Source organism: Blastopirellula sp. J2-11 (genome assembly GCF_024584705.1).
Classification (GTDB): Bacteria; Planctomycetota; Planctomycetia; order Pirellulales; family Pirellulaceae; genus Blastopirellula.
Genome location: NZ_CP097384.1, coordinates 5,903,026 through 5,929,213, shown reverse-complemented (window position 1 = coordinate 5,929,213; position 26,188 = coordinate 5,903,026). Strand labels below are relative to the sequence as shown.

19 protein-coding genes and 7 tRNA genes are annotated in these 26,188 nt (G+C 57.0%); 21 read left to right on the top strand and 5 right to left on the bottom strand.

The genetic code is table 11. The annotated features are described in order from the left end of the window. Positions 1-126 precede the first annotated feature (126 nt). Positions 127-1,530, bottom strand: a complete 1,404-nt coding sequence (locus tag M4951_RS23575) for a trypsin-like peptidase domain-containing protein (protein WP_262024045.1) — start codon at positions 1,528-1,530, stop codon at positions 127-129. Positions 1,531-1,889: 359 nt separating this feature from the next. Here M4951_RS23575 and infC point away from each other — a divergent pair, with 359 nt between their 5' ends. From infC to M4951_RS23535, 8 genes are all read left to right on the top strand, one after another. After that, on the top strand, positions 1,890-2,456 hold the full coding sequence (gene infC, locus M4951_RS23570) for a translation initiation factor IF-3 (protein ID WP_410050447.1): 567 nt from the start codon (positions 1,890-1,892) through the stop codon (positions 2,454-2,456). 542 nt (positions 2,457-2,998) lie between these two features. Then, positions 2,999-4,051 carry a DUF1559 domain-containing protein gene (locus M4951_RS23565; protein ID WP_262024044.1) on the top strand — a complete coding sequence of 351 codons (1,053 nt, stop codon included), beginning with the start codon at positions 2,999-3,001 and terminating at the stop codon, positions 4,049-4,051. 347 nt (positions 4,052-4,398) lie between these two features. Continuing rightward, positions 4,399-5,463: a DUF1559 domain-containing protein gene (locus tag M4951_RS23560; RefSeq protein WP_262024043.1), complete on the top strand. Its 1,065-nt coding sequence runs from the start codon at positions 4,399-4,401 to the stop codon at positions 5,461-5,463. A gap of 876 nt (positions 5,464-6,339) precedes the next feature. Further along, the gene (hisF, locus tag M4951_RS23555) at positions 6,340-7,110 is read left to right on the top strand and encodes an imidazole glycerol phosphate synthase subunit HisF (protein WP_262024042.1); all 771 of its coding nucleotides are present in this window, start codon (positions 6,340-6,342) and stop codon (positions 7,108-7,110) included. Between the two features lie 23 nt (positions 7,111-7,133). Then, positions 7,134-8,279, top strand: coding sequence for a type IV pilus twitching motility protein PilT (locus M4951_RS23550; RefSeq protein ID WP_262024041.1), 1,146 nt, complete (start codon positions 7,134-7,136; stop codon positions 8,277-8,279). Next, the gene (locus M4951_RS23545) at positions 8,279-10,027 is read left to right on the top strand and encodes an ATPase, T2SS/T4P/T4SS family (RefSeq protein ID WP_262024040.1); all 1,749 of its coding nucleotides are present in this window, start codon (positions 8,279-8,281) and stop codon (positions 10,025-10,027) included. The genes M4951_RS23550 and M4951_RS23545 overlap by 1 nt, the downstream gene beginning before the upstream one ends. A gap of 39 nt (positions 10,028-10,066) precedes the next feature. Then, positions 10,067-10,654: a CvpA family protein gene (locus M4951_RS23540; RefSeq protein ID WP_262024039.1), complete on the top strand. Its 588-nt coding sequence runs from the start codon at positions 10,067-10,069 to the stop codon at positions 10,652-10,654. A 30-nt stretch (positions 10,655-10,684) separates the two neighbouring features. Next, positions 10,685-11,398: a DUF4190 domain-containing protein gene (locus M4951_RS23535; protein WP_262024038.1), complete on the top strand. Its 714-nt coding sequence runs from the start codon at positions 10,685-10,687 to the stop codon at positions 11,396-11,398. A 12-nt stretch (positions 11,399-11,410) separates the two neighbouring features. Here M4951_RS23535 and M4951_RS23530 read toward each other — a convergent pair whose 3' ends face one another. Continuing rightward, complete coding sequence (locus M4951_RS23530) at positions 11,411-12,361, bottom strand: sugar phosphate isomerase/epimerase family protein (protein ID WP_262024037.1); 951 nt, start codon at positions 12,359-12,361, stop codon at positions 11,411-11,413. Between the two features lie 212 nt (positions 12,362-12,573). Between M4951_RS23530 and M4951_RS23525 the strand changes: the two genes are divergently transcribed. Beyond that, a complete protein-coding gene (locus M4951_RS23525; RefSeq protein ID WP_262024036.1) occupies positions 12,574-13,365 on the top strand; it encodes a TerC family protein in 792 nt (263 codons plus the stop codon). 289 nt (positions 13,366-13,654) lie between these two features. On the opposite strand, the gene M4951_RS23520 is transcribed toward M4951_RS23525, so the two are convergent. From M4951_RS23520 to purH, 3 genes are read right to left on the bottom strand one after another with little or no spacing between them, the layout of a single operon-like run. After that, complete coding sequence (locus M4951_RS23520) at positions 13,655-14,110, bottom strand: hypothetical protein (protein WP_262024035.1); 456 nt, start codon at positions 14,108-14,110, stop codon at positions 13,655-13,657. Further along, entirely contained in the window at positions 14,107-14,895 is a 789-nt protein-coding gene (trpC, locus tag M4951_RS23515) for an indole-3-glycerol phosphate synthase TrpC (protein WP_262024034.1), read from the bottom strand. Before trpC ends, M4951_RS23520 begins: the two co-directional genes overlap by 4 nt. A 22-nt stretch (positions 14,896-14,917) precedes the next feature. Then, positions 14,918-16,483 carry a bifunctional phosphoribosylaminoimidazolecarboxamide formyltransferase/IMP cyclohydrolase gene (purH, locus tag M4951_RS23510; RefSeq protein WP_262024033.1) on the bottom strand — a complete coding sequence of 522 codons (1,566 nt, stop codon included), beginning with the start codon at positions 16,481-16,483 and terminating at the stop codon, positions 14,918-14,920. A gap of 247 nt (positions 16,484-16,730) precedes the next feature. Here purH and M4951_RS23505 point away from each other — a divergent pair, with 247 nt between their 5' ends. The 12 genes from M4951_RS23505 to M4951_RS23450 all read left to right on the top strand — a co-directional run bounded on the left by M4951_RS23505 (position 16,731) and on the right by M4951_RS23450 (position 25,996). Then, positions 16,731-20,087: a DUF1553 domain-containing protein gene (locus M4951_RS23505; RefSeq protein ID WP_262024032.1), complete on the top strand. Its 3,357-nt coding sequence runs from the start codon at positions 16,731-16,733 to the stop codon at positions 20,085-20,087. A gap of 55 nt (positions 20,088-20,142) precedes the next feature. Further along, positions 20,143-21,459 carry a DUF1501 domain-containing protein gene (locus M4951_RS23500; protein WP_262024031.1) on the top strand — a complete coding sequence of 439 codons (1,317 nt, stop codon included), beginning with the start codon at positions 20,143-20,145 and terminating at the stop codon, positions 21,457-21,459. A 256-nt stretch (positions 21,460-21,715) separates the two neighbouring features. Next, positions 21,716-22,309: a peroxiredoxin gene (locus M4951_RS23495; protein ID WP_262024030.1), complete on the top strand. Its 594-nt coding sequence runs from the start codon at positions 21,716-21,718 to the stop codon at positions 22,307-22,309. 182 nt (positions 22,310-22,491) lie between these two features. Next, positions 22,492-23,730: a cytochrome-c peroxidase gene (locus M4951_RS23490; RefSeq protein WP_262024029.1), complete on the top strand. Its 1,239-nt coding sequence runs from the start codon at positions 22,492-22,494 to the stop codon at positions 23,728-23,730. A 786-nt stretch (positions 23,731-24,516) separates the two neighbouring features. Beyond that, positions 24,517-24,588 (top strand) — tRNA-Phe (locus tag M4951_RS23485). Positions 24,589-24,605: 17 nt separating this feature from the next. Beyond that, a complete protein-coding gene (locus M4951_RS23480) occupies positions 24,606-24,899 on the top strand; it encodes a hypothetical protein (RefSeq protein ID WP_262024028.1) in 294 nt (97 codons plus the stop codon). A 111-nt stretch (positions 24,900-25,010) separates the two neighbouring features. Beyond that, positions 25,011-25,086, top strand: a tRNA-Gln gene (locus M4951_RS23475). 17 nt (positions 25,087-25,103) lie between these two features. Further along, positions 25,104-25,177: transfer RNA gene (locus M4951_RS23470), tRNA-Asp, on the top strand. Positions 25,178-25,227: 50 nt separating this feature from the next. Beyond that, positions 25,228-25,305: transfer RNA gene (locus M4951_RS23465), tRNA-Leu, on the top strand. Between the two features lie 12 nt (positions 25,306-25,317). Beyond that, a tRNA-Tyr gene (locus tag M4951_RS23460) sits at positions 25,318-25,398 on the top strand. Between the two features lie 27 nt (positions 25,399-25,425). Next, positions 25,426-25,496 (top strand) — tRNA-Met (locus tag M4951_RS23455). A 427-nt stretch (positions 25,497-25,923) separates the two neighbouring features. Beyond that, positions 25,924-25,996, top strand: a tRNA-Cys gene (locus tag M4951_RS23450). Positions 25,997-26,188 lie beyond the last annotated feature (192 nt).

Genomic DNA, 26,188 nt, shown 5'->3' with positions numbered 1-26,188 from the left:
CGTCGGCAAGGCAAATCAGCAGATTGCGCCATACGGGAAGCCGCTACCCACCGCCATGGTGGGGGCGTGGCAATATTTAATCAATATGCGCAATTTGGCGCGAATTTGTGATCCCGATAAGCCGCACTATTGGCTTTGTCCACGAACGACCATCGCTCTATTTTGCCCCGCTGCGGTTCCTAGAACTCGCTCTAAAAATTGGGGCGAAGGGCGACTCGGCAGCGTAAACGCGGCGGGCTGAGCGTCAGGATTCGATTTCGAGTGAAACAGCAGCGTGATGTTGGCTTCATCGCCATGCCGTCGCAGGTATTCCAGCACTTCCCGTTCGCGGGGAGTCAATTCGCCGTTGCCGGTCAGAGGGGCGTTTCCCGCCAGCGAAGCGCCGCTGGGGGCGGCGGGATTCGAGATCGGTTGAACCGGCGGCATCTCTGACATCGACGGCGTTTCCGGCATCCGACCAGCGGGGGCGTTTTGCGCCATTGGAGGTTGGGCCGCGTGGGTGAAGAGGTGGGCGATTTGCTTCTCTTCCAGCAAGCCGAAAATCGTCTTTAATGCGGCGTAATAACCTTCGTCATATTCGGGATCAGCGGCATTGCAGACGCCGATCAACTGACCAGAGTCGTTGAACAATCCCCCGCCGCTTCTCCCGTCGATCGGAGCGCCGGCGGCCTGCAGATTGTCGGGACCTTGATAGCGGTTCAGGCTGTTGATTCGGCTTTCGCGAATCGTCGCGTCCGCCCCTTTGTCGCAGCCCACGGTAAACGCTTTTTCACCGACCGAGATCGGCATTTGAGGACTTCGCACCGAAACGGCTTCAATTGACACGCTGGGTTGAAAGGTCACCAGCGCCACGTCGCGGTCCAGATCGTAGGTCAGCAATCGCCCTGGGGTAGCGCCGGCGGCGCCTGGGGCGAAGGATTCAATCTCGATTTCGCCCCGTCCTTGGCAGTCACGAAACAAATGACCGCAGGTCAGGACCAGGGCTTCGCCATGATGCGAATGGACGATGGTTCCGGTGCCGTACGAGTATCCGTCTGGATCGATCACTTTCAGCCGAACCGTCGCCGCCAACGCTTTTTGACGAGCCGCGGCGGGATTGACGTTCGATGGGGCCGCGCCAGGGGATTGGCCCCGCACGACAGGCGACACAGGAGATTGATTCTTGGGAGTTTGCCTTGGCGCGGCGCTGGGAGTCGCCTGGGGACTTGCCGGCGATTTTTGCGGAAACATCGCGACTAGTGAATCGTAACTGGTGCGTCCTTCCGCCTGAGCGACGATTTTTCCTTGATGCACCATGCGATAAGCAGGAAGCCCGCGAACCCCCAGGCGCTGTGCCATCTCCGCATCACGCGCCTGATCGATCACCACCACGGGGTAACCGGCCGCTTGGAGGCGCTCGATGGCCGGCTTCATTTCGCGGCAATAGACGCACCAATCGGCGGTCACGTAATACAGAACAGGCGATTGCGATTCGCCGGCCGGAGCGGCCGACAGCGCGATCGTGAACAGTAGTGCGGAGACTGCGTTCATCGCGTCCCTCCCTGGAGCGTGGGGGCGAAAAGACGCCCAATTCGATACCGAAACTGCGCGAACGTGATAGCATCCTTGCCTCGATCGTTCGCGAGGTCGGAACAATGTCGGCTGCATCGGCGAGTGCGACAAGAGCAATCGTGCCCAATTTTGGGAAATCGGCGGCGATTTGCGAAGATTCCCTCATGCAGAAGGGCTGTTTGGCCGACAGCCGGGCCTGATTCGCCCCGCAGATTGCCCGAAAGAATCGTTATTTTTGGGGGAGTTGAAAATCGGGAGGCAAACTGTTCCGAAAATAGCTACAATGCTAGACTTGTCAAAACTAGCGGCTGATGCTGCGCCAAGATTTACCCATTTCCATCCACGAAGAAGGATCAACTACCATCTTAGACCGGAATTCACGGGATCGCGAACGTGAACGCGATCAAACACGCATCAACGAGAGAATACGTAAATCTCCGGTGCGCGTCATCGACGAGGAGGGAGAACAACTCGGAATTATTCCCACCGAAGAAGCGCTAACCAAAGCGCGCGCTGTTGGATTGGACCTGGTGGAGGTTGCTCCGCTGGCCGCTCCTCCTGTTTGCCGTATCATGGACTACGGCAAATACAAATATCAGCAAAACAAAAAACAGCACAAATCTCACTCGCACCACGCGAAAACCAAAGAGATTCGCCTGCGCCCCAAGACCGGGGATCACGATATCGAATTCAAAGTGAAGCAGGCGATCACCTTTCTGAAGCACAAAGACAAAGTCCAAGTGTCGATCCAGTTTCGCGGTCGCGAAATGGCGCACGTCGACGAAGGTCACCGCGTCATGAAGCAGGTGATCGCGCTCTTGGAAGAATTCGGCAAGGTCGAATCGACCCCGAAACAGATGGGGCGACGCATGATGTGCACGATCGCCCCCAAGACCGGCGCATAACCTTCTAGCCGCCGCCGAAGAAAGATCACGAAAAGCGCCTGTCGACAAATCGTCAGGCTTTTTTCGTGCGCGGAGCGGAAAAAAACGCCTCTGTTTCTCGAGCGCCGCTCTACTCTCTTGGGTGGGGACATGCGAAGAGAGCATCCCCAAAGGCAGGAGATAAAAAAGTTTATTTCCCTCCTCGGTATCCCGCAATTTCCCGAATCTATCGACGTGTTCTAGCAATCGTCACCGCGATTTTATGGGGGATTGGCGCGATTTTTCGCACGGGTTGCGGCAAAGAAATATCAATGCAGACGTCGCGGGGCTTGTATAGGAAAATGTTATGGGATTACCGGTTTTGCCAGAGATTGCAGATTAATAATTTTTCATGATCGAACGCTTGACAATTTTCGCGTTCAAATCTTGAATGAGTGTTATAGGACCTGCCTTGCGCATCTTCTATAAGCAAACGCAAAAGTTCGGAACCTAGAACGAATCTCTTCGTTTCATCTCTGCACACACTCGGAACAGTTCTTCCCTTCGCTTTCTTTGGAGAGGCAATGTCTATCGCTCAAGGTACGCGCCGACGAGGTTTCACACTCGTCGAACTTCTGGTCGTTATCGCCATCATCGGCGTGTTGATCGCACTTTTATTACCGGCCGTTCAGCAGGCCCGTGAAGCGGCTCGCCGCATCAACTGCACGAACAATCTGAAACAGCTTGGCTTGGCTACCCACAACTACGCTGACACCTTCCGGGTCTTCCCCAGCGGCGGGCTCGATTTCTCAAATTCCACTCCCTCATCCACTGTCGATACCTGGGGCTGGGGGGCTTTGATCCTGCCGCAAATCGAACAAAACAATCTGTACGACACGATCGGCGTTTCGAAGCAAAATTTGAGTGTCGCGATTGGTAACACAACCGCAAATGCCGCGATGAAAGTTGAAATTGACGCTTTCCGCTGCCCGAGTGACACCGCCTCGGTGTTGCCGTCTTGCCGCAACGTCAAGTTTGGCAACAGCACTGGCAACTGTCCCGCGACTTCCGCGACGGCGGCGATTCACATGTTTTCGACCTCCGCTCCCTATCAAGCGAGCACGTCGAACTACATTGCCGTCGCCGGTATCCATGACGTCAACATTCAGAAAAACAATGGCGTCATGTATGCTCAAAGCAAGACCGGCTTTCAGTCCATGACCGACGGAACGAGTAATACGTTCCTGGTTGGCGAACGTGCGGAATATCAAGCGGCTGGTACTTGGGCCGGTAATTCGTCGATCCAAACTGCGACTGCCGTTACTCCGGTCTCGGGCACTGAGGCCAACATGACGATGGGGCGAGTTTCGGTCCCTCCGAATTACAAAGATCAGTCCACCACCAACATTTGGTCGGGCTTCAGCAGCAATCACCCGGGTGGTACTCAGTTCGTCTTCGGTGACGCTTCGGTGAAATTCATCGCCGAAACGATCAACTACAGCAACAATAACGCAACCTTTGTCGCTGGCGCCGGTCTCTACAACTCTTCTCCCGCGCTCGGTGCGACGCCCGCAAGCTTGGGCGTCTACCAAAAGCTTGGCATCCGCAACGATGGCCAAGTCATCGGCGAATATTAATCGATTCGCTCTCCCTATCCAGGGTGAGTGATGGGAAGAATTTAGTTGAAATGCCAGCTCGCGAGCGCCATTTTGGTGCTTGCGAGCTTTTTTTTGGGGACGAGTGTTCAGATCGTTCGGATAGGTGCTACTGGGGCCTTTATGGGCTTGGGGCCGGTAACGCGGGCAAGGACGGCGTTATTTGGGGGGCGAAAATTGGTTGACCCTCCCCAAAGACTTGCTTACATTAGAAAAGCGCCTTTTCGATGGACCTACTTTCGGTGGTTAAGTGGCCCCATCTTGGGCGGCGTACTTTCTTACTACGCACACCGGAACAGTTCTTCCCTTCGCTTATCTCTGGAGAGGCAATGTCTATCGCTCTTGTTACGCGCCGACGAGGTTTTACACTCGTCGAACTTCTGGTCGTTATCGCCATCATCGGCGTGTTGATCGCACTATTATTACCGGCCGTTCAGCAAGCCCGTGAAGCGGCTCGCCGCATTAACTGCACGAACAACCTGAAGCAGCTTGGTTTGGCTTGCCATAACTACGCTGACACTTTCAAGACCTTCCCCAGTGGTGGGCTGGATTTCACGAACTCCACACCTTCGTCCACTGTGGATACGTGGGGCTGGGCAGCGTTGATCTTGCCGCAAATCGAACAGAACAACCGGTATGACACGCTGGGAGTTTCCAGCCGGAACCTGAGCGTCGCGATTCCGCTTGCGACAAGCGGTTCGGCACTGGAGTCGGCCCTCCAATCCGAGATTGACGCGTTCCGCTGTCCCAGCGATACCGCGGCTATTTTGCCCTCTTGCCGTGTCGTAAAGTTTGGCACCGTTACAGGCCAATGCCCGCCCACTCCGGTTCGTCCTTTTGACTCGACAGACGACTTTCAGAGCAGCACGTCCAATTACGTCGCTTGCGCCGGCATCTTTGACGCGCAAAATCAAAAGAACAACGGCGTGATGTATGCTCAAAGCAAGACCGGTTTCCAGTCCATGACCGACGGTACGAGCAACACCTTCCTAGTCGGCGAGCGAGCTGAATACAGCGCTGCCGGGACATGGGTTGGCACATCCGCAATTCGGGGAACCAGCAATGCTTTCTCTGCCGCTGATGCGGATTCTGGCAATTCGATGGGTACCGTCGGTACTCCGCCAAACTTCAAGGATCAAAAGAGCAGCACCTATAACCCGTGGGGCGGCTTCAGCAGCAATCACCCGGGCGTGACGCAGTTTACGATGGGTGACGCTTCGGTAAAGTCCATTGCCGAAACGATTCAGTTCAATATTGGCACGACGACAGCGAGCTTTCCGATTAAGGGTGTTGAGGACTACAATGAGGCTGTGACCTTGGGCACCGCCTTGGAGTTGGGCGTCTACCAAAAGCTTGGCATCCGCAACGACGGCCAAGTCATCGGCGAATATTAATCGACTTGCTCGCCCCGCGGGGCAGCGATGCGATGAACAGCAAAATACAGCTCGCGAGCGCCAAAGGGTGCTCGCGAGCTTTTTTTATGACCTGAGGAGGATTGACGGAGGGCGCTGACGTTTGACGGGTCATTGCGATCGTTCTTTCAAGCGTCTCCGGCTTGGCCTGGTGGTTTACGCCGAATTTTGTCGCTGGACAAAGCGGACGGAATTCTGGTCGATTAGGAGTCGGAAGGGAACCGGCATCAGCAGGACGCAGCCTGACGCCGCCCCCCCTATCACCTAACCCCGTAGTACTGCCTGTGCTAATCGCAACTCCCAACCACCACCTAGGCAACCTGGGCGGCTTGATAAAAAAATATCGCGGTCCGGTCCTGTCCTACCAGTCCTGTCCTACCAGTCCTGTCCTACCAGTCCTGTCCTACCAGTCCTGTCCCACCAGTCCTGTCCCACCAGTCCTGTCCCACCAGTCCTGTCCCACCAGTCCTGTCCTACCAGTCCTGTCCTACCGGTCCTGTCCCACCGGTCCTGTCCCACCGGTCCTGTCCCACCGGTCCTGTCCCACCGGTCCTGTCCCACCGGTCCTGTCCCACCGGTCCTGTCCCACCGGTCCTGTCCCACTTTTGGGAGAGCTTGAAATTAGAATTTGACGATCCATCATCCCAAAGCGGTGCTCGGCAAGCCAGGCGGTGGCGCCTTTGGCTGTGTGGCAAAGCCCAGGTAAATCGGCCAGATCGGCGTTAGGAAGGGGGCTGGGTTAGTTGACCCTTTCCCTGACTCGGCTTACAGTAGATTTGCACCTCTTCGGTCGCCAAACTTCTGCTGGCGGCTGGTCGGAACTCCCGCTTACGCAACTATTTAACTCGAAAGTCGCCGATGCTGGCTCATCGCGTGATTCCTTGTCTCGACGTCGATCGCGGTCGCGTCGTGAAAGGAACCAATTTCGTCAACCTGCGCGATGCCGGCGACCCTGTGCAAGTCGCTTCGCGGTATGAGCAAGAAGGCGCCGACGAACTGGTCTTTTTGGACATTTGCGCCAGTCACGAAGAGCGCGCGATTATGCTGGACGTGGTGCAACGAACGGCGGAGCAGGTATTTATGCCGCTGACCGTGGGGGGCGGGATCCGTACGATTGAAGATATTCGCGCTTTACTTAATGCCGGTAGCGACAAAGTCTCGATCAATTCGGCGGCCTGTAAAAACCCCGAGTTTGTCCGAGAAGCGGCGCGGCGCTTTGGCAGTCAGTGCATCGTGGTCAACATCGATCCGAAGCGGGTCAAAAATGAAGAGGGTGAAGATATCTGGGAAGTCCACATCAACGGCGGCCGCACGCCGACCGGACTCGAAGCGGTATCGTGGGCGAAAGTTGTAGAAGAGCTCGGCGCCGGTGAGATTGTGCTGACCAGCATGGACTGCGACGGCTCCAAAGACGGATACGATCTTGAAGTGACGAAAGCAGTTAGCCAGGCGGTCTCGATTCCGGTGGTCGCGAGCGGCGGCGCCGGCAAGCCCGAGCATCTGGCCGACGCGATTCAACAGGGGAAAGCCGATGCGGCGCTGGCGGCCAGCATCTTTCATTTCGGCGAATTTACGATTGCGGAAACCAAGCGGATCATGGCCGAGCGCGGAGTCGCGGTGCGGATCTAACGGACAGGACGGAGAACGAACAGATGTCGACCCCTGAAGAACTAAAAAACAAATACCTACAAAAGCGCGAGGAATTGGAGGTCGACAAGATCTTCCGGGCCTGCGTCAAGCTGGAAGGCTCCGACTTGCACATGAAGGTCGGGCGACCGCCGATCGTGCGCATCAGCGGTACGCTGCGCGAGTTGAATCGAGAGCCGGTCGAAGCGGAAGAGATGGTTCGCTTGTTGTTGCCGCTGCTGGATGAGCGTAACAAAAAGATTTTGGAAGAAAACGGGGGAGCGGACTTCGCCCACCAGATTCAGGTCGATGGAGTGCGCTGGCGATTTCGTGTGAACATGCTGACGCAGTTGGGCAATCTTGGCCTGGTCGCGCGGCGTATTAACAACTGGATTCCCCAGTTTGATGGTTTGAATCTGCCGCCGATCATGGAGTCGCTGTGCAAGTTCGACCAGGGCATGGTGCTGCTGGCCGGCGTGACCGGTTCTGGTAAAAGTACGACGATCGCGTCGATGCTGAACTGGATCAATGCGAACTATTCGAAGCATATCCTGACCCTGGAAGACCCGATCGAATTTGTCTACTCCGAAGACAAGTGCCTGATCAACCAGCGCGAGATTGGGCAGGACGTCAAGAATTTTGAAATCGCGATGGGGCACGCGGTGCGTGAAGATCCCGACATCATCCTCATCGGCGAAATGCGTGATCAAGAAACGTTCCTGACCGCGATTCACGCGGCGGAAACCGGTCACTTGGTGTTTGGGACGATTCACGCTTCAAGCGCTCCGAGCACGATCGGTCGTATTCTCGACTTATTCCCGGAAGAAATGCATGGTTCGATCCGCAGCGCCATGGCGTTCAATATGCGCGGCATCGTCGCTCAGAAGCTGTTAAAATCGATCAAGCCCGGGGTCGGTCGCGTGCCGACGGTCGAGATCATGACAATGACGCCGATGGTGCAGAAGCTAATTCTGGAAGGCAAAGACAGCAAACTGCCCGACGCGATCCGAATCGGCAAAGACGATGGCATGCAGGACTTTACGATGAGCTTGAAAAAGCTGATCGAAGACGACCTGATCGATCGCGAAACCGCTTTCGCCATCGCGCCGAATTTGGAAGCTTTGAAGATGTCGCTCAAAGGCATCAATGTTTCGCAACCTGGTATGGTCTAATGCAGCGCACTTCTTCGCTTATCTCACTCGCGGCGGCGGCAATTGCGGTCGTTGCTTTGACGCCGGTCTACGCTCTGGCGCAGGATGCTGCGCCGACGGGGCCCAGGATCGGAGAGCCGGGCCAATACGGCTTCGTCAATCCGGTCATGCTCTTCCTGTTGTGGTGTCTCTTTCTTTGTTGGGTCTATTCCACGACTTGGATCAGCGAAGATTGTGAGAAACTAAAGCTGCCCCAAAACGTGTGGGTTGCGGCCAATTTTTGGCCCTTCTTTTTGCTGAGTTGGGCGTTTGTCGCGCTGGTGCCGTTTTTTGTCGGCTTTCTGTTTGCCGTGGCGCTCTACGCGGTGCCGCTGGGGCTCTATATCAACAAGCGGAATGGGATGCTCGATCCGCATTTGCGCGTGATGACAGCGGACCATATTCGGTTCGTCATGTCCAACTTATCCGGCGGCAAACTTGCCGCCGAACGCAAAGAGGCGTGGGAAATGGGGCCCAGCGTCGAGTTGGTCGCCCAAGGGGGAGACGGCGAAAAGAACAACGCCAATCTTTATAACGCGCGTAAAGCGCCGGACGCCTATGTCTGGGTCAAAGAGCTGATCGCCGAAATGAACGAGCGGCGTTCCAGCAAGATCTTGATGGATTACGGCAAAGACACCGTCGTGATGAAGTACTTTATCGACGGCGTCTGGCATGCCGGCGAAGCGCGCGATCGCGAATCAAGCGATTTAATGCTGGCCTTAATGAAACTGCTCGCCAACCTGAAGCCCGAGGATCGTCGTTCGCGGCAACAAGGGACGTTTGGCGCCAACTGCGAGAAGAAAAAATATGTCTGCAAGATTTCTAGCCAAGGGGTTCCCACCGGCGAGCGGGTCTTGCTGGAATTTTCGGGAAACGATCCGAAGCTGGCGACGCTGATCGACCTGGGCATGCGTGAAAAGCTGCTCGAAGAAGTCAAAGAGTTGATGCTGGAAACGCACGGGCTCTTTATCTTTTCGGCGCGGCCGGAAGGAGGACTCTCGACGCTCTATTCGATCGGTCTGAACTCCACGGACCGCTTGGTTCGCGACTTCACCGGTCTCGAAAAGACGACGGCGAACGAGCCTGATATCCTGAATGTCACGATGGTGGAGTACGATCCGGCGAAGGTGACGCAGGAGAGTTTGCTGCCGGCGTTGATTCGTAAGCAGCCCGACGTGCTTGTGTTTCGCGAGATCGACAATGCGACGACGATGGAAATTTTGATCGAGCGGGCGCAAGAAAAGAACTTGCTGTTTACGACCACCCGGGCCAAAGAGGCGGTCGAAGCGATTTTGCGCGTCATGGCGATCGGCGCTGAGCCGAAAGAATTCGCCAAAGCGATGCTCGCTTCGCTCAACATGCGGCTTTGCCGTCGCTTGTGCGACAAGTGTCGCGAGCCGTTTCAGCCGACTCCGCAAATGTTGCAAAAGCTGGGAATTCCGGCCGGGCGCGTCGACACGCTCTATCGAGCAGGAAAACCTAATCCAGAAGATCCCAAGTCGATCTGCACCAAGTGCGGCGGCCTCGGTTTCTATGGACGCGTCGGGATCTTTGAACTTGTCAAAGTCGATGACGCCTTCCGCAAAGCGCTCGTATCGCAACCGCGTCTCGAAACGTTGCGCGCCGCCGCCAAACAGGCCGGCAATCGCACGATGCAAGAGGAAGGCATATTGCTGGCCGTCAGCGGCGTCACGTCGCTGGAAGAAGTTGGTCGCGCACTGAAAGAATAGAATTTTCGAGAGCCTGATGCTCAGAAAGGCGATCTCGCCATGGATATGAACTTTATCGTCTTGATCATCCTGGTCTTCGCGTTCATCGCTTTGACGTTCAATCAAGGCTTTTGGAGCTGCGCGTTGATGATGTTTAACATCACCTTCGCCGGCGTCGCCGCGTTCAACTATTCGACGCCATTGGCCAATTTGCTGGTGGGCCTATACGACGGGATGTATTACTTCGCGGAGTTTTTGTCGATATGGGTTTTATTCCTCGTGTTTTTCGGGATCAGCCGAGCGATCACCGACAAGCTGTCGCCGGTGCCGGTCCGTATCGGCGGCGGTCCCGTCGAGCAGGCGACTGACTACCTTTTTTGCGGCGGAGCTTGTTGCACCTTTTTGTGCTGGTGCATCTTCACGTTCTTTTCCGCGCCTGTCGGAGCCGACGGCTTTCAAACGATGGTCGGCCAGAGCGGATTCGTTCGTACCGGCGGCATCATGTACGCCAAATGGTATGTTGAATTTCCTTCCAAGTTGGGAATGGGGTTGTTAGGCGCTCCTTTCGACACCGAAGCATACGCTGACTCGCGCGTGAAACGTGCAGCCGAATTGAAGACAAAAGACGGATTGTTCGTCACCCCGTAACTTTTCGTGGACTTGCTTTGTTGTGAAACAATGACCGAATTCTCCTCTCCAGAACTTTCCGCCGGAAACGAAGACCTCGTCAATTATCGCGAACCGAGTCGCGCAGCGATCGCCGCGGTCATTTTGGGGTTCGCTTCCATTCTCGCGATTTCCAACCAAATTTTTTGGTTCGTGCCGATTGTCGGCGTGATCGTCGCTTTGATCGCACTGCGCAACATCGCCAACAGCGATCATCTGACCGGTAAAGGAGTCGCGACCGCTGGGTTGATCCTCTCCGGCGTTTTGGGCGCCACCGGCGTCGCTCACGACTTGATCACTGCGCAAGCGATTGAAAGCAACGCCGTGAAGTTCGCCTCGGCCTGGTTGCCGTTGGTGGTGGAGAATTCGCAAGAGGCGCATCAACTCACGTTGGCGCCGGGAGGCCGCGTTGCGCTGGATGGCAATCTCAACGTCTACTACAGCGAAAACCCCGAAGCGCTGGAGAAGTTTGGCGAATTCACAGGCTTGGCCCCTGTCAAATGGCTGCAAGAGCATCAGAGCCCCAAGCCGCACTTCAAGTTTTTACGCGTCGCGCAAACTCGCTACGACGCCGGCAGGCCCTACACGACCTGCATCTTTGACGCGACCGCTGGCGATCTCCATCGTGAGATCGCGGTGGAGATGTGTCGTTTGGCCGGCACGAAAGGAAGTGATTTTGACTACGAGTGGTACGTCACCAACTGCCGCTTCGCCAGAGAGGAGTAGATCGGCGGCGCTTTAACCCATCGCCTTGCGGACCGACGCTTTCATCTTCGCTAACCCCTCTTGGGCCACTTCCAGTGCGTCTCGCTTCCAATAGCCGGCGTTAAACAGCTCTAACGAAAACGCGCCGCGGAAACCGCCGGCGTGCAGATCGCGAATGATCTGCGTCAACGGAGCGACCCCATCGCCGGGAAAGACGCGGTCGCTATCGTTGATCGTGTTGCGCGGGGGATCGGCAGGGTAGTCGTTCATGTGAAAGACCGGCATCGCCGCGCCGTTGATCACGCGGAGGCCCGAGAAATCGGATCCCCCTTTGTAGATGTGGTAGACGTCCGGCATGATGCAAGCCCGCGGGTGAGCCGCTTCGGTTGCGACGCAGGCGACTTCTCCCAAGCGGCTGAGATTGGCCGAGAAGCCCCACAGTTCCAGTTCCGGCGTCACGCCCACTTCTTCTCCAACTTCGCACAAGGCGCGATAGCGATCGGCGACGGTCAGCAGATCCAACTTCGCTCCTTTGGTCGCTCCGGACGGGGGGGCGGCGATTCGCGTACCGCCCAGCGACTTGATCAGCAGCATGTCGCGGCGGGCGTCTTCGAGACCCTTCTTACGGGCCGCATCGTCATCCACAATCCATGGAGCGAAGCCGATGGCGCTTTCCACCTGCATGCCGCGATCCTCCATCCGCTTCCGCAGGTCGTCTAGGCTGCCGCCCGACTGTTGGTAGGCGGCGACCTTGCTGATCCATGGTTCGACGCCGCTGTAGCCCGCCTGAGCGGCGATTTCGACTTCCTGGTCAAGCGGCAGGTCTTGTCCGCGGATCGTCGACATGTTCAAGCAGTAGCGAATGCCAAAATCGTCGGTCGCCGGAGTCTCCGCCGCTTGGCTTGCCGCAGCGCCGAGCCAAAAACTGGCGCCAGCCAGGCCTGCCAAACGAAAAGCGTCACGACGATCGAGCAAAGTAGACATAGCAGGCAATTCCGAGTGAGTGCGGGCAAAAGGTGTGGGTCGATCTATTCTGAACCGCCGCCGCCCTAAATTCAACGCCGTCGAGTTTTGGTATGCGCCGCAGGGAGTCTGGGCTATGATACTCGCGTTGCCGGGGAAGAAGCCCAAGATCGTCGCCCCGCTGACGAACTACCGCCTTAGAATCAATTTCGCCGCTACAGGACCGCCGCTTGATGGACGCATGGATCGAAGCCTTAATCGCCCTGGTAACGCTGACTGCGCTCGAAATCGTCTTGGGGATCGATAACATCGTCTTTATTGCGATCGTCTCGGGGCGACTGCCGGAGTCGGAGCGTCCCAAGGCGCGCAAGGTGGGCCTATTGGCGGCGCTCGGGATGCGTATCTTGCTGTTGCTGACGATATCGTGGGTGATGAAAGCCACCTTTCCGCTGTTCAGCTGGACCGATCTAGGGATCCAGCTGAATTACCTCACCGAGCACGAAGAGTTGAATCATGTCTCTATCAAAGATCTGATCCTCTTTTTTGGCGGGCTATTTCTGATCTGGAAAAGCGTCCATGAGATTCATGAAAAGCTGGAGCATGAACCGCACAAAGAATCGGAGACTCCCAAAGCGGCGATCACCTTTAGCGGAGTGATCACGCAAATTGTACTGCTCGACATCATCTTCTCACTCGACTCGGTGATCACTGCGGTCGGGATGGTCAAAGGAGATATCGGCGGCGTCATCCCCGGGATCTATGTGATGATCGCGGCGGTCATCGCCGCCGTCGCCGTGATGATTATTTTCGCCAATCCGATCTCGAACTTTGTAGAACGGCATCCAACCCTGAAGATGCTGGCGCTCAGCTTTCTGATTTTGATCGGCGTCATGCTGGTCGCCGAAGGAACCGGCGCCCATTTCGACAAGGGCTACGTCTACTTCGCCATGGCGTTCGCGCTGGTCGTCGAAATGCTCAATCTGCGGATGAAGACCGTGAGTCGTAAACCGGTTGAGAAGCGATAGACGCTCTTTCTCTTCATAGCCCGTTGCGCTATTTTCGGTAGCAAGCATTGAACACGACCAAGTCACAGATGAAGGACGGTAAAACAGGGCCAGAATCAACCGGAAATCGTTACACCAGCCAGAGGCGCAAGCCGATGGAATACGGTCAGCAATTCTAACACGGTTTGAAGTGGCGAGCCGCATTCCCTCGCTGGCGCTGGCGGGCTAGTGTTCAATCGGTTCGAAAAAGCGCAACCTCAAAACTCGCGCAACGGGCTACGAAGAGTAGCGAACGGAGTCTTGGTTCCGCCTATTGGTCTGCCGGACGGACCGCAAAATAATAGACCCACACGATCATGATCGTTTGCAACGGCACGCGAATCAGCAGATAGATCGGTCCCCAGGCATGGCCGCCTGCCGGGGCGTGCATCATCGCGGCATAAATATTGACCGGCAGTAGTAAAACGAGCAGCGCAATCAGGAACCAGCCGGTCGATTTGCGCAGCAACGGAATCAATACGAAGATCGCGGCGATCCATTCGACGATGCCTGAGAGATAGACGGCGATTCGACGAAGCGGCAAGAACTCGGGCAGCATCGAGACCATCTCGTCTGTCACGATAAAGTGACCCAGGCCGGCAAACAGAAAGAGCAGCGTGACGCCGATGGTTCCGGCCAGATGCTTGCTGGCCGGCGATAATCGCAGCAAAGTTGCGATCAGCCATGGCCCGCACAGCAGTCCTAGCAGGATCAACGTGAGCGTCATCCCGCTGTGCCCAGCAGCGCCTTAACCGCCGCGCCGATATCTGCCTGGCGCATCAGGCTCTCGCCAACCAAGATCGCGTCGACGCCGGCTGTGGAGAGCAACTGCACGTCGTCGTGGGTGAAGATGCCGCTTTCGCCAACCAGCAGTTTGTCGCTCGGGATTTGCTGACGCAAGCGAACCGTATGTTGCAAGTCGATCTCGAAGGTTCGCAGATCGCGATTGTTGACCCCGATCAAATCGGCGCCCGCTTCTAAGACGCGAGTGATATTTTCGGGATCATAAAGCTCGACCAGCGGCGTCATCCCCAGATCGATCGCGGCGTTGTGCAGCGAACGGAGCGCACAGTCATCCAGGCATTCGGCGATCAACAGCACGGCGTCGGCGCCGGCGACGCGGGCCTCCAACAGCTGATAGGGATCAAGGATGAAGTCTTTCCGCAGGACCGGAATGCTGACCGCTTTGCGGATCTCGCGGAGGTAATCGAGGGAGCCTTGAAAATAGACTTCGTCGGTGAGGCAGCTAATGCAAGTCGCGCCGGCCGCTTCGTAGGCCAGCGCGATGTCGACCGGGTTGAAGTCTTCGCGAATGATCCCCTTGGAGGGGCTCGCTTTTTTCACTTCGGCGATCAGTTTGATCGGACCAGCCGCGGCGAGCGCCCCAAAAAAATCGCGGACCGGCGGCGCGTCGGCGATCATGCTCTCGAGCAGTTCGACCGGGTATTGCGATTTCGCGACGGCGATCTCTTCCCGTTTGGTAGCGACGATTTTGTCGAGAACAGTCGGCACGAAATAAGTTTCCCGAAGCGGTTTAATGGCGGAAGTGACGGCGATTTGTGAAGATCATCGGCAGCCCGTGCTCGTTGCACGCGTCGATCACTTCCTGGTCTCGTTTCGATCCGCCGGGCTGAATCAATGCGGCGACGCCTGCTTTGGCCGCTTCATGAATCGAATCAGGGAACGGGAAAAATGCGTCGCTGGCCAACACGCTGCCGGGACCACGCTCGCCTCCCTTCTTGATCGCGATTTCGACCGAATCGACGCGGCTCATCTGGCCGGCGCCGGCGCCGATCAAGGCGCGTTCTTTGCACAGGACGATCGCGTTCGACTTCACATAGCGACAGACCGCCCAGGCGAACTTGAGTTCGGCCCAAAGTTCCGGGGATACTTGCGCCTTCGTGGCGACGGTCCACTCCGCTTCGGGATCATCTTCGAAGTCGGTTCCCTGAACCAGCAGTCCCCCTTCGATCCAGCGGGTTTGCAAAGGGGGGCGGCGATCGGTGAACTCGCCGACCTGCATCAGGCGAACGTTCGCTTTCCACTTCGGCTTGCTGGTCAAAATCTCGACCGCTTCGGCCGAAAAACTGGGCGCCGCGATCGCTTCAACAAACAGGCCCGGCGTCGAGAGATATTCGGCGGCTGCGGCGTCGACCGGATGATTGAAACCGAGGACGCTGCCGAACGCGCTGACCGGATCGCCGTCCATCGCTTTGCGGCATGCGTCGGCGATGTTGTCGCTGGACGCTGCGCCGCAGGGGTTGTTGTGCTTGACCACGCTGACTCCGCAATCAGGCAAGCCGCGAGCAATCGCCAAGGCGCTGTCGAGATCGAGCAGGTTGTTGTACGACAGCCCTTTGCCGTTCAACTGGCGAGCGGTCACCAGGTTGGCGCCCACTTCACGCGGGTTGCTATAGACGGCCGCTTCCTGATGCGGATTTTCGCCGTATCGCAACACTTCTTCCCGTTTCAGCTCGATGTGCATCGTCGCCGGGAAAGCTTCTGGCGCCGATTGCGACACGAAGTAGTCGGAGATCGCGCGGTCATAGGCGGCGGTATGTGCGAACGCTTCGCTGGCCAACTTCCGTCGCAGTTCAAACGTTGTTCCGCCGGTCGCTTCGATCTGGGCCAGGATTTCGGCGTAATGTTCGGGGCGCGATGCGATTGCGGTGAACGCATGATTTTTGGCCGCCGCACGGACCAAGCTTGGCCCGCCGATGTCGATCTGCTCGATCGCTTCGGCCATGGTGACGCCCGACTTGGCGATGGTCGCTTCAAACGGGTAGAGATTGACGACGACCAGCGGGAAAGCTTCGATCCGATGTTGATCGATCGCACGCATGTCGTCTTCGCGATCATGCCGGCAGAGGATGCCGCCAAAGATTTTCGGATGAAGCGTTTTCAGGCGACCATCCATCATTTCCGGAAAACCGGTGTATTCGGAAACGTCGCGAACCGCGATCCCCTCCCCTTCCAGGTGTTTTCTGGTGCCGCCGGTCGAGTAGACAGTGATCCCGCAGGCGCACAGACCGCGAGCAAAGTCGACCAGACCCAGCTTGTCGCTGACGCTGATGAGTGCGTTTTTGATCGAAGGATTCAAGGTTCCAGAGCTCCCTGCTCGTCATCGGAAGAGGTGTGTCAAATCGCCTTTGTACGACTTCGCCTGCCCAAGGGTCAACCACCCGACGCTAGCGGATCCCTAAGAGGAGAGAACTCCTTCTGTTTGTAAGTAATTTTTCATGGTCTGGCGAAAGGATTTTTGCTAGAATTGAGTTTCGTCGCCAAATTGGCGATGCCCACCTTTAACGCCTACCTATGTTTCGAATCTGACCATCAAGGCAGTCATCATGCTGTTTCGAGGCCGTTTTTCCCCCGCTCTGTCCACTCTTTGTGTGATCGCCATGATGGTGGTCCATGCGCAGGGAGCGACTTACCGTGAGCTGATCCAAACCGATAGTCCCGTTTTGTACTTGTCTTTTGACGCGGACGATCTGGCCAAGATCCAGAACGAAGCGCCCGACGGACCGAAGCTTTCGGCCGCCGAGCATGGACCGGTCAAACTGACCGTTGGCGCCGCCGCGCCGCAATATCCGTTGTTTGATGTCGACAATCGCGCGCTCGAATTGGCGAAAGAGCCTGGCCGCTTTGTGATTGACGATCCCGGCGCCGAGAGCCCGTTGGATTTTGCGGCCGGCGATCCGATCACGATCGAAGCCTGGGTCTCTCCGCAGCATCGTAGCGGCAGCTATATGTACATCATCGGTAAAGGCCGGACCCATCGCGCCGGGTTCTCGCCCGACAATCAAAACTGGTCGCTCCGTCTATGCGGCGGCGATTCGGTCGGCATCAGCTTTTTGTATCGAGATGCGGAGAACGCGACTTATCACCGCTGGGATAGCGAAAAAATAATCGCCGTTGGCGACGGTTGGCATCATGTCGCGTTGACCTATGTCTTTGGAAAAAAAGGATCGCTGCACGGTTATATCGATGGCCAGCCGGTTAAAGGTAAGTGGGACATGGGTGGTGACACCGGCGCCGCGCCGCTGGTGGATAACGATCAGGTCTGGATTGGATCGGCGTTGGGAGGCCAGGCCGGCAGTTCTTTCCATGGCCAGATCGACGAGGTCGCTTTGTACCGCAACGTTCTTTCGGCCGGTGCGATCAAAAAGCGATTTCGCTACGAAGCGCCCAAACCGACTTTTGACGTTGCGCAGCTTCCGCGTGACGCCGTCCGAATCGAACTGTACGAAGGGATCCCCAATCGCAAGTCGTGGGACTTCCGTCAGCCGCGCTTTGTCGAAGCGTACGAAATCCCGGCGTTCGCCTTTTTGGACGCTCGCCAAAAATACAACGGCGACGCTGTTCGCACCGATCGCAGTAGTCCCTATCTACTGCGTGCCGCCGGTCGCGTTACTTTGCCTGAGGGAGAACATCGCCTGCTGGTCCGCTCGCGGAACTCGGCGCGCGTCTACATCGACGGCGAGCTGCAAGTGCAAACGCCGTTTCACAACATCAGCGGTTCGGCCCACGGTACGGTGATCGAACCGGATCGTTCGCTGGCTCCCAACATTCGCCCGCTGGCCCGCGGGGATCAAGAAAAAGTGATTACCGTCACCGGCGACGGCCAAGAGCATATCGTCGCCTATGAGATGATCGTCGGCGGTGGAAATCGTCGGCAAACGTTTGGCGAATCGTCGGTCAGCATCGCAACGCCGGAGGGAGACTTCCATCTCCTCTCGCCGCGTGACGAAATGCAGATTGCGATCACCGACGAAGCGTGGGTTCCCTTCGCCGCCGATCAGCGGCTGATGTATCGCGAACTTGATCGTCTGCGCCGCGCCGAAGTCGACGAAGCGAAGCCGTATTGGGACAAGCGTCACGCGCATGCGAAAAAGCATATCGCCGGCCAAGCGGCGATCCAGGTTCCTGCGGTCGCCGAATTGGCTCCTCCCTATCAGAAAGCGGTTCGCGGCGACATCGACCGATTTTTAAATGTTGCTCTGGCCGAAGCCGAGGAGACGCCGACCGGACAGATCGACGATTTGGCCTTCCTACGCCGCTTGTCGCTCGACATCGTCGGACGGATCCCCTCTCCCGCGTTGATCGCGCAGTACGAGCAGCAACCGTCCGCGCAGCGTCGCGCATGGGCGATCGATCACTTGCTCGCCGATAGCGGCTGGGCCGATCACTGGGTTTCGTATTGGCAAGACGCGCTGGCCGAGAACCCCAACATCATCAACCCAACGCTCAACAACACTGGACCCTTCCGCTGGTACTTATACGAAGCGTTTCAAGACAATAAAGCGCTCGACCGGATGGTGACGGAGTTAGTCATGATGGAAGGAAGCTCTCGCGGCGGCGGTACGGCCGGCTTCGCGATGGCTTCGCAAAACGACGCACCGATGGCGGCCAAAGCGTTTGTTCTCGGTCAAGCCTTTCTCGGCGTGCAGATGAAGTGCGCTCGCTGCCATGATGCGCCTTATCACGATATCGCCCAGGCCGATCTCTTTGGCATGGGAGCGATGCTCAACCGCAGCCAAATCGCCGTGCCAAAATCGAGCACCGTTCCTGGCGGCGGACGTGAAGGAATCGTCAAATCGGTCTTGAAGGCAGGCGAAAAAATTTCGCCCCACTGGGCCTTTGAACAACTGCAAAGCGAGCCGGACGAGGCTTATCTGAACGACGCCGATGACTCGCGTGAACGCTTGGCTTTGCTCATGACCGCGCCGGAGAATACCCGATTTGCTCAGGTGATGGTCAATCGCGTCTGGCAGCGACTGATGGGACGCGGTTTCGTCGAAATGCTTGACGACTGGGAAAACGCCGATCCTTCGCATCCCGAACTGCTGGCGTATCTGGCCCGCGACTTTGTCGCACATGGCTACGACCTGAAACATTTGACCCGACAGATCGTCTCGTCGGACGCTTATCAACGCGCGACTAGCGAACCGTCGCCGTTTGGGTTTAACTTCGCCGGTCCTGCGCCGCGTCGAATGACAGCTGAACAGATTGTCGACTCGCTCTTCCTAGCGTGCGAGAAATCGCTCGACGTAGGGCCTTTGAATATCGACCTGGATGGTTCGCGTGACGTGAACAACTCTTCCGACTTTGGCGTGCCGACCCGGGCCTGGGAATTTGTCTCTCTCTCGAACGAACGGGATCGCCCCAGCTTGTCGCTGCCGTTCGCCGCTCCCTTTATCGTGACGATGGAGTCGTTTGGCTGGACCGGTTCGCGGCAAAATCCGATCGCCGAGCGAGACAAAGAACCGAACGTCTTGCAACCGGCGATTCTCGCCAACGGCGAACTGGGAGAGCGCTTCACGCGATTGAGCGACGACAGCGTCTTCACGGCAATGGCGCTCGAAGATGTCAAACTGGACGAATTGGTGCGACGTCTCTACTTACGCGTGCTGACGCGTGAGCCGGACGCCGAAGAGTTGGCGGTCTTCCGCGAGCTCCTTTCGCCCGGGTATGAAACGCGTCGCGTTGACGCTCCGCTGGTGAAACGCGAACCGCTGCCGCGCGGCTTGGTCTCCTGGACCAACCACTTGGATCCCCGCGCCAATGAAATTGTGCTGGAGCTAGAACAGGTCGTGCGTCATGGCGATTTGCCAACGCAGCGACTGAATCCCCAGTGGCGCACGCGGCTGGAAGATGGGCTGTGGGCGCTGTTGAATACGCCCGAATTTGTTTTCTTGCCGTAGACGCTGCTGCTCCCCATTATGCTATCCCACCGATCAAGACAAGGACGCTAACGCAATGTCCAGCAACTCTACCAATCGTCGTTCCTTTCTGAAGCAATCAGCCGCTACCGCAGGCGCGATGGCGATGGCCGGCGGCTTGCCGCTGTTTGCCGAAGAAGCCAAAGAGCCGCATCCCGTCGTGCCGATGGGCAAGGCCGAGCATTGCATCATGGTCTGGCTGGGGGGCGGCGCCGCCCAGATTGATACGTGGGATCCGAAGGCGAAAGGGGACGCCAAGCTAAAGAAGGCTGGCAGCTATTACGACGCGATCGACACAGCGGTTCCTGGTCTGCAAGTGTGCGAGCACCTCAAACGCTGTGCGCCGCTGATGGAGCGTTTCAATCCGATTCGGACCGTTCACCATGATGTGATCGACGAGCATGCGGCGGCCACGAACCGCATGCACACCGGCCGCGATACGTCCGGCACGATCGTCTATCCGTCGATCGGTTCGGCGATCGCCTACCAGCGTGGCGCGGCGAGCGACATTGCCCCCGCTTACATGTTGATTGGTTACCCCAACGTAACGCGTGGTCCCGGATTCCTGGGCGCCAGCGCTGGTTACGTCTATTTGACCGACACCGCGCAAGGCCCGAACGGCTTGGCCCGCATGCCGCATATTTCGGACGAGCGCGCCGCGCGTCGCGAGAATGTGTTGGGCAAATTGCGCGATCGTTATCTGACCAAAGCGGAAGAGAAGCAACTGATCGAAGACTACGCCGAAGCAGGCCAGGCGGCGCTGCGTCTCTCGGGCCCCGAGTTCATGAAGGCGTTTGATCTGGACAACGAGCCGGATGACCTGCGCAACAAATACGGCGGCGAGTTTGGTCAACGCTGCCTGCTTTCGCGACGATTGGTCGAACGAGGCGTCCGCTTTATCGAAGTGTCGCATAACCTGAACTTCGTCAACGGCACCGGTTGGGATACGCACAACGAAGGACAGCTGAATCAGCACTTGTTGATTCAAGAGTTGGACGGCGCGATTGCGACCTTGGTGACCGACCTGGAAGAGAAAAAACTGCTCGACAAAACGTTGATCGTGATCTCGTCCGAGTTTGGACGACCCGCCCAGTTTGACGGCGGCGGCGGACGTGGTCACCACGGCGGCGCATTCACCGTCGTACTGGCTGGCGGCGGACTGCAAACCGGCAAAGCGATCGGCGAGACCGACGAATTGGCGATGAAAGCGCTCGATCGCCGCGTCTCGGTGCCTGATCTGTTCGCGACGATCTTCCAGACGATGGGGATCAACCCGCACGAAGAACTGTACGCCGGTGATCGCCCTGTACCGATCTCCGATGGCGGGCGACCCATTGCAGAGTTGTTTAGCTAACTATCGCGAAATCTCACGATTCATTTTTTACGCCGCCTTGCGAGGATAATCGCCTGTGCGGCGTTTTTTATGGTTCGCAATCGAACCGAACGATTTGCCATAACCAAAAGTTATCGCAGGCATTACCCTTTCGGCACTTGCCGAATGGGTCCGCTAAGCGTCATGATAATAGGGAATTATTTGTGAGCCTATCCAGTCTCGACGTAGCGAGCAGGTTCCCGCCAGTAGCAGAGTTTCGGAAACGGAGACAAGACCCATGAGCGTATTGGTTACGAAGGAAGCGCCTGATTTCACCGCCACCGCGGTTACGGAGACCGGCGAGTTCAAAGAAGTCAGCCTGTCGGACTACAAAGGACAGTACGTCCTGTTGTTCTTCTACCCGCTCGATTTCACCTTCGTTTGCCCGACCGAGATCATCGCATTCTCGGATCGCATCGAAGATTTTAAAGCGCTCGGCGTGCAGGTCTTGGGCTGCTCGATTGACAGCCACTTCTCGCACCTGGCTTGGCGCAACACTCCTCGCGGCGAAGGTGGTATCGGCGACATCCAATACCCGCTTCTCGCCGACCTCGATAAGAGCATCGCGACCAAGTACGACGTTCTGTTGTCAGGCGGGATCGCGCTTCGCGGCTTGTTCCTGATCGACACCAAAGGGGTCGTTCGTCACCAGGTGGTCAACGATCTGCCGCTGGGCCGTAGCGTTGACGAAGCGCTGCGCATGGTCAAAGCGCTCCAGTTCCACGAAGTGAACGGCGAAGTTTGCCCGGCCAACTGGAAAGAAGGCTCCCGCACGATCAAGCCGACCCCGAGCGATTCAAAAGAATTCTTCGGCGCCGAATACGCCGGCTAGATCGGTCGCACCGCGCCTATCGCGGTCGATTCGACGTAGCGGTCACGGATGAACCACGAAAAAGGCGTCGGCATTTGCTCCGACGCCTTTTTTTACCTATATCCTTGTAGTGACCTATCGCGAACGGATATTCCAAAAATCCCTCCCCACCTGTCCTCTCTTTGCTGCCTAGGAGAACATCGATGAAACGTCATCTATCGGGCGCTCTGCTAATCGCGTTAGTCGCGTGCGGCGCCGGCCTGTTTGCCGAGGAACCTGCCGCCAAATCGAATCAAGTGAAGCTGGGCGATCCGTCGCTAACCGCCGGCGTCCCGGGCGAAGGCCCGATCGAAGTCGAAGCGCTGACCAAATGGTTGGCTGACCCGGCCAATCATGAGCCGCTGGAAGTGGAGCTTCCCTACGGCATCGCCGCCCAAGCCGGCAACATTACCGGACTCGACAAGAATCCGATGACCCGCGCTAAGATCGAACTCGGTCGTCAGCTCTACTTCGACAAACGTCTCTCGATTGATCAAACGATCAGCTGCGCCGATTGCCATCACCCGACCAACGGTTGGGCGAAAGAAACGCAATTTGGCGTCGGCGTGCTAGGACAAGAGGGCAATCGTAACTCGCCGGTCAGCTTCAATCGAATCCTCAGCGGCCCGCAGTTCTGGGATGGTCGCGCGGCGACGCTCGAAGATCAAGCGATTGGTCCGATCGCCAACCCGATTGAAATGGGGCATACGCATGACGCTTGCGTGCTCTGCCTGAACGAGATTCCCGGCTACGAACTGCAGTTCAAAAAGGTGTTTGGCGACGACAAGATCACCATCGAAAACGTCGGCAAAGCGCTCGCCACGTTTGAACGGGCCATCGTCACCGGACCGGCTCCGTACGACTACTACGAAGTGCAACGCAACTTCGAGAATCAGCTGGGCGAAGACATTGAGTACTTGGAAGAAGATGATCCCGATCTGTACGAGAAGTACAAGGCCGCCGTCGCCGGCGCCAAGCCGATGTCTGAATCGGCCCGTCGCGGACGCGAAATCTTCTTCAGCGAAAAGGGAAAGTGCACCGCATGTCACGCCGGCGCCAACTTCACCGACGAGCAGTATCACAACCTGGGCGTTGGCATGGATGTCGAGAAGCCGGATCTCGGCCGTTACGAAGTGACCAAAGAAGAGAAGGACAAAGGCGCCTTCAAAACTCCGACGCTGCGTAACATCGCCCAGACCGCACCGTACATGCATGACGGCAGTCAGAAGACGCTGATGGAAGTGGTCGAGTGGTACGCCAAGGGGGGCCATCCGAATCCCTACCTCAGCGACAAAGTGAAAAAGCTCGATCTGACCCAGCAGGACAAAGAAGATTTGGTCGCATTTATGGAAGCGTTAACCGGCGAATTTCCGCCGGTCGAAACCGAGCGACTGCCCAAGTAGTTCGCCGCGGCGGAAAATGGAAACCAACGACAAAGCCTGCTCCCAACCGAGCAGGCTTTTTTTCTTCGTAGCCCGCTTGCGCATTTTGAAGCTGCGATTTCTCGAACCGATTGAACGCTAGTGTTCTGTCAAATCGCTATTTTCGGCTTCCACGAAATCAGCCGCACGGCGTTAGCCGCGGTTTCTGTTACCAATTGTCTTTCGCAAATGAGTTCCCATCAGAAACCGGTGCTAACGCACTACGGCTAATAAAATCATGGCTCCTGAAAATTGTCGCGTGACAGAACACTAGCCCGTTGCGCCAGCGAGGGAATGCGGATGGCGACGCCAACACGGATTGAAGTGGCGAGCCGCTTTCCCTTGCTGTCGCAGCGTTCTAGTGAGACGTTTTCCGCTTGCTTCCGACCCTGCTTTTCCGTTCTTGATCCGTGGTCTGGCCGTGTTCCATTCAAATTGCGCAAGCGGGCTACGAAGAGAAATGCTTTCTCGCATTTTTTTCGCTCAACCTCGAACCTTTGTCGTAGTAGGTCGTCTACTTCTGGTACGCCGCTTGTGCGACTGCCGCTGGTGAAACGCTGAATTGAATCCCCAACCCTTTACCGAGAAACGCTTTCTGCAATGACGTTCACCGATCGACAACACGAATCCTATTCGATCTTGGGCTGTCGCCTGATGCGACGGATGAATCTCGATTTTCGCTGGTGACGCGGAAACTTGCGCGGATGTACTGCACAAGCCCGGGTCGCCACAGACGCCGGGCTTTTTTTGTGCACGTACCGAACCGCTGGACGGATAGCTGAGATGGAATAGCGCCTGGCTGAAGACCAGGAGACGGAGATTCGAGCGCTCCCCCGTCCACTTACCGGAGAAAGAAGATGAGCAAGCAACGTTTATTTCAGCAAGCGATCGCCGCCTGCTTTGAAATCCCCGGACAGCCGGCGATCCGTTCGGCTCGCATCCGCTTCCGAGGCGGCGCTGACCAGCGTTACGCCGTGGTGCTGGGACCGCAGGAAGCGGACGAGCCGCAACGTTTACAGTTTTGCGGCGTTGAAGAGTTGGACGTCGATCTGCGGCAAAGCCGGATCGACAACGCCGCTTGCGAACTTCGACTGGGAGGTGGTCGTTTGGCGCTCGAAGTGTCGAAGGACTACTTCGATGTGATTGAGTAACTGACGCGGCGGCGCGCTCCCATTCTAAAGCTGGCGGGGGAGCGCGCCGCGGAGTTCGATAATCTGCCAGCGACAGATTTGATCTTTGAAAATTCGGTACGTGATTTTTGTTGTGAGAGGTTCGCTGTTGGTAGTGACGCCTGACTTTGAATCAGGTCGCTGCTGGTTCGACTGGCGGCTCTCGCAGCCTGTACGATCGAACAAGCCCTTGCGGAGCAGTCTGGAATGCTCGCCGCTTTGTCACGGCGGAGACGCAGGTTCAAATCCTGTCAGGGGCGCTCGAAAAAATGCGTGTAACAATCCGCAGCGGTGCACGCTTACTTACTTAGGCACGGTACGCAAACCTTGGCAAAGCGGCGAAGCTCAGACCTTCGTGACTTTGTGAGTTCGACTCTCACTCGTGCCACTATTTTTATTCGCGTCGGCTGGGCATTGGCGAGCCCCGGTGGCTGTAAACCACTCGTTTCATACTGTGGCGGTTCAATTCCGTCCCGGCGCACTCCACTTCTTTTCAAAGCTCATCATTGCGGACGAGCCGGCGCTCGGCGAAGTCTCATAAGCTTCGCGCAGCGGGTTCAACTCCCGCGTCCGCTTCCAATTTTCAACACTTATTCTTCGTAACCGAAACGCGAGTTTTGAGGTTGCGCTATTTGGCCGAACGGATTCGGGTTGGCCCGGATAGCTACGCTATCAGGGCCGACGAAGTCGGTAGGAGGCATCGAGCCGCGGTCGGACTTACTTCGGTGGTCGCTATACCGTTGGAAATGGCGAAAAGCCCCTGAACTGCTTACCGGGAACCAATACCTCTTACGGCTGCGCCGCCGCGGATAGCGGAGCTATCGCGGCCAACCAGGGAAATAGCGCAACCTCAAAAAGCGCCAGCGAGGGAATAGAGTTGGCGATCCGAACACGGATTGAAGTGGCGAACCGTATTCCCTCGCTGGCGCTGGCGGGCTAGTGTTCGATTGATTCGAAATAGCGCAACTTCAAAGCTCGCGCTGCGGGCTAGTGTCTATATTTTTCTAACGTCGCCGCTGATGGTTCGGCCGGCTGCCTGCAAAGCAACTCGCTTGTGGGTTCGACTCCCGCCGACGTTTTTTTGATGCAAGCAACGAAGAAACGCGATACTCCGGCGGCGCCGCGGTCTCTTCAATAGATCGATTCGCGGTGTTCCGCGAAAACGGGTTCGATGGTCGCGTTTCTTTGGTGGTCGTCTAGTGAGGTACAGACACCGGCGCCGCGCCGGAGACATGGGTTCGATTCCCATCCACATGCGCAAGGTATGCCTT

Excerpts from the sequence above, each read along its gene's own strand:
- M4951_RS23490 (WP_262024029.1), top strand. The coding sequence starts at position 22,492 with ATGAAACGTCATCTATCGGGCGCTCTGCTAATCGCGTTAGTCGCGTGC.
- M4951_RS23565 (WP_262024044.1), top strand. The coding sequence starts at position 2,999 with ATGTCTATCGCTCAAGGTACGCGCCGACGAGGTTTCACACTCGTCGAA.
- M4951_RS23495 (WP_262024030.1), top strand. The coding sequence starts at position 21,716 with ATGAGCGTATTGGTTACGAAGGAAGCGCCTGATTTCACCGCCACCGCG.
- M4951_RS23500 (WP_262024031.1), top strand. The coding sequence starts at position 20,143 with ATGTCCAGCAACTCTACCAATCGTCGTTCCTTTCTGAAGCAATCAGCC.
- M4951_RS23540 (WP_262024039.1), top strand. The coding sequence starts at position 10,067 with ATGGATATGAACTTTATCGTCTTGATCATCCTGGTCTTCGCGTTCATC.
- M4951_RS23520 (WP_262024035.1), bottom strand. The coding sequence starts at position 14,110 with ATGACGCTCACGTTGATCCTGCTAGGACTGCTGTGCGGGCCATGGCTG.
- M4951_RS23535 (WP_262024038.1), top strand. The coding sequence starts at position 10,685 with ATGACCGAATTCTCCTCTCCAGAACTTTCCGCCGGAAACGAAGACCTC.
- M4951_RS23550 (WP_262024041.1), top strand. The coding sequence starts at position 7,134 with ATGTCGACCCCTGAAGAACTAAAAAACAAATACCTACAAAAGCGCGAG.
- M4951_RS23530 (WP_262024037.1), bottom strand. The coding sequence starts at position 12,361 with ATGTCTACTTTGCTCGATCGTCGTGACGCTTTTCGTTTGGCAGGCCTG.
- M4951_RS23560 (WP_262024043.1), top strand. The coding sequence starts at position 4,399 with ATGTCTATCGCTCTTGTTACGCGCCGACGAGGTTTTACACTCGTCGAA.
- M4951_RS23575 (WP_262024045.1), bottom strand. The coding sequence starts at position 1,530 with ATGAACGCAGTCTCCGCACTACTGTTCACGATCGCGCTGTCGGCCGCT.
- hisF (WP_262024042.1), top strand. The coding sequence starts at position 6,340 with ATGCTGGCTCATCGCGTGATTCCTTGTCTCGACGTCGATCGCGGTCGC.
- M4951_RS23480 (WP_262024028.1), top strand. The coding sequence starts at position 24,606 with ATGAGCAAGCAACGTTTATTTCAGCAAGCGATCGCCGCCTGCTTTGAA.
- M4951_RS23525 (WP_262024036.1), top strand. The coding sequence starts at position 12,574 with ATGGACGCATGGATCGAAGCCTTAATCGCCCTGGTAACGCTGACTGCG.
- M4951_RS23545 (WP_262024040.1), top strand. The coding sequence starts at position 8,279 with ATGCAGCGCACTTCTTCGCTTATCTCACTCGCGGCGGCGGCAATTGCG.
- M4951_RS23505 (WP_262024032.1), top strand. The coding sequence starts at position 16,731 with ATGCTGTTTCGAGGCCGTTTTTCCCCCGCTCTGTCCACTCTTTGTGTG.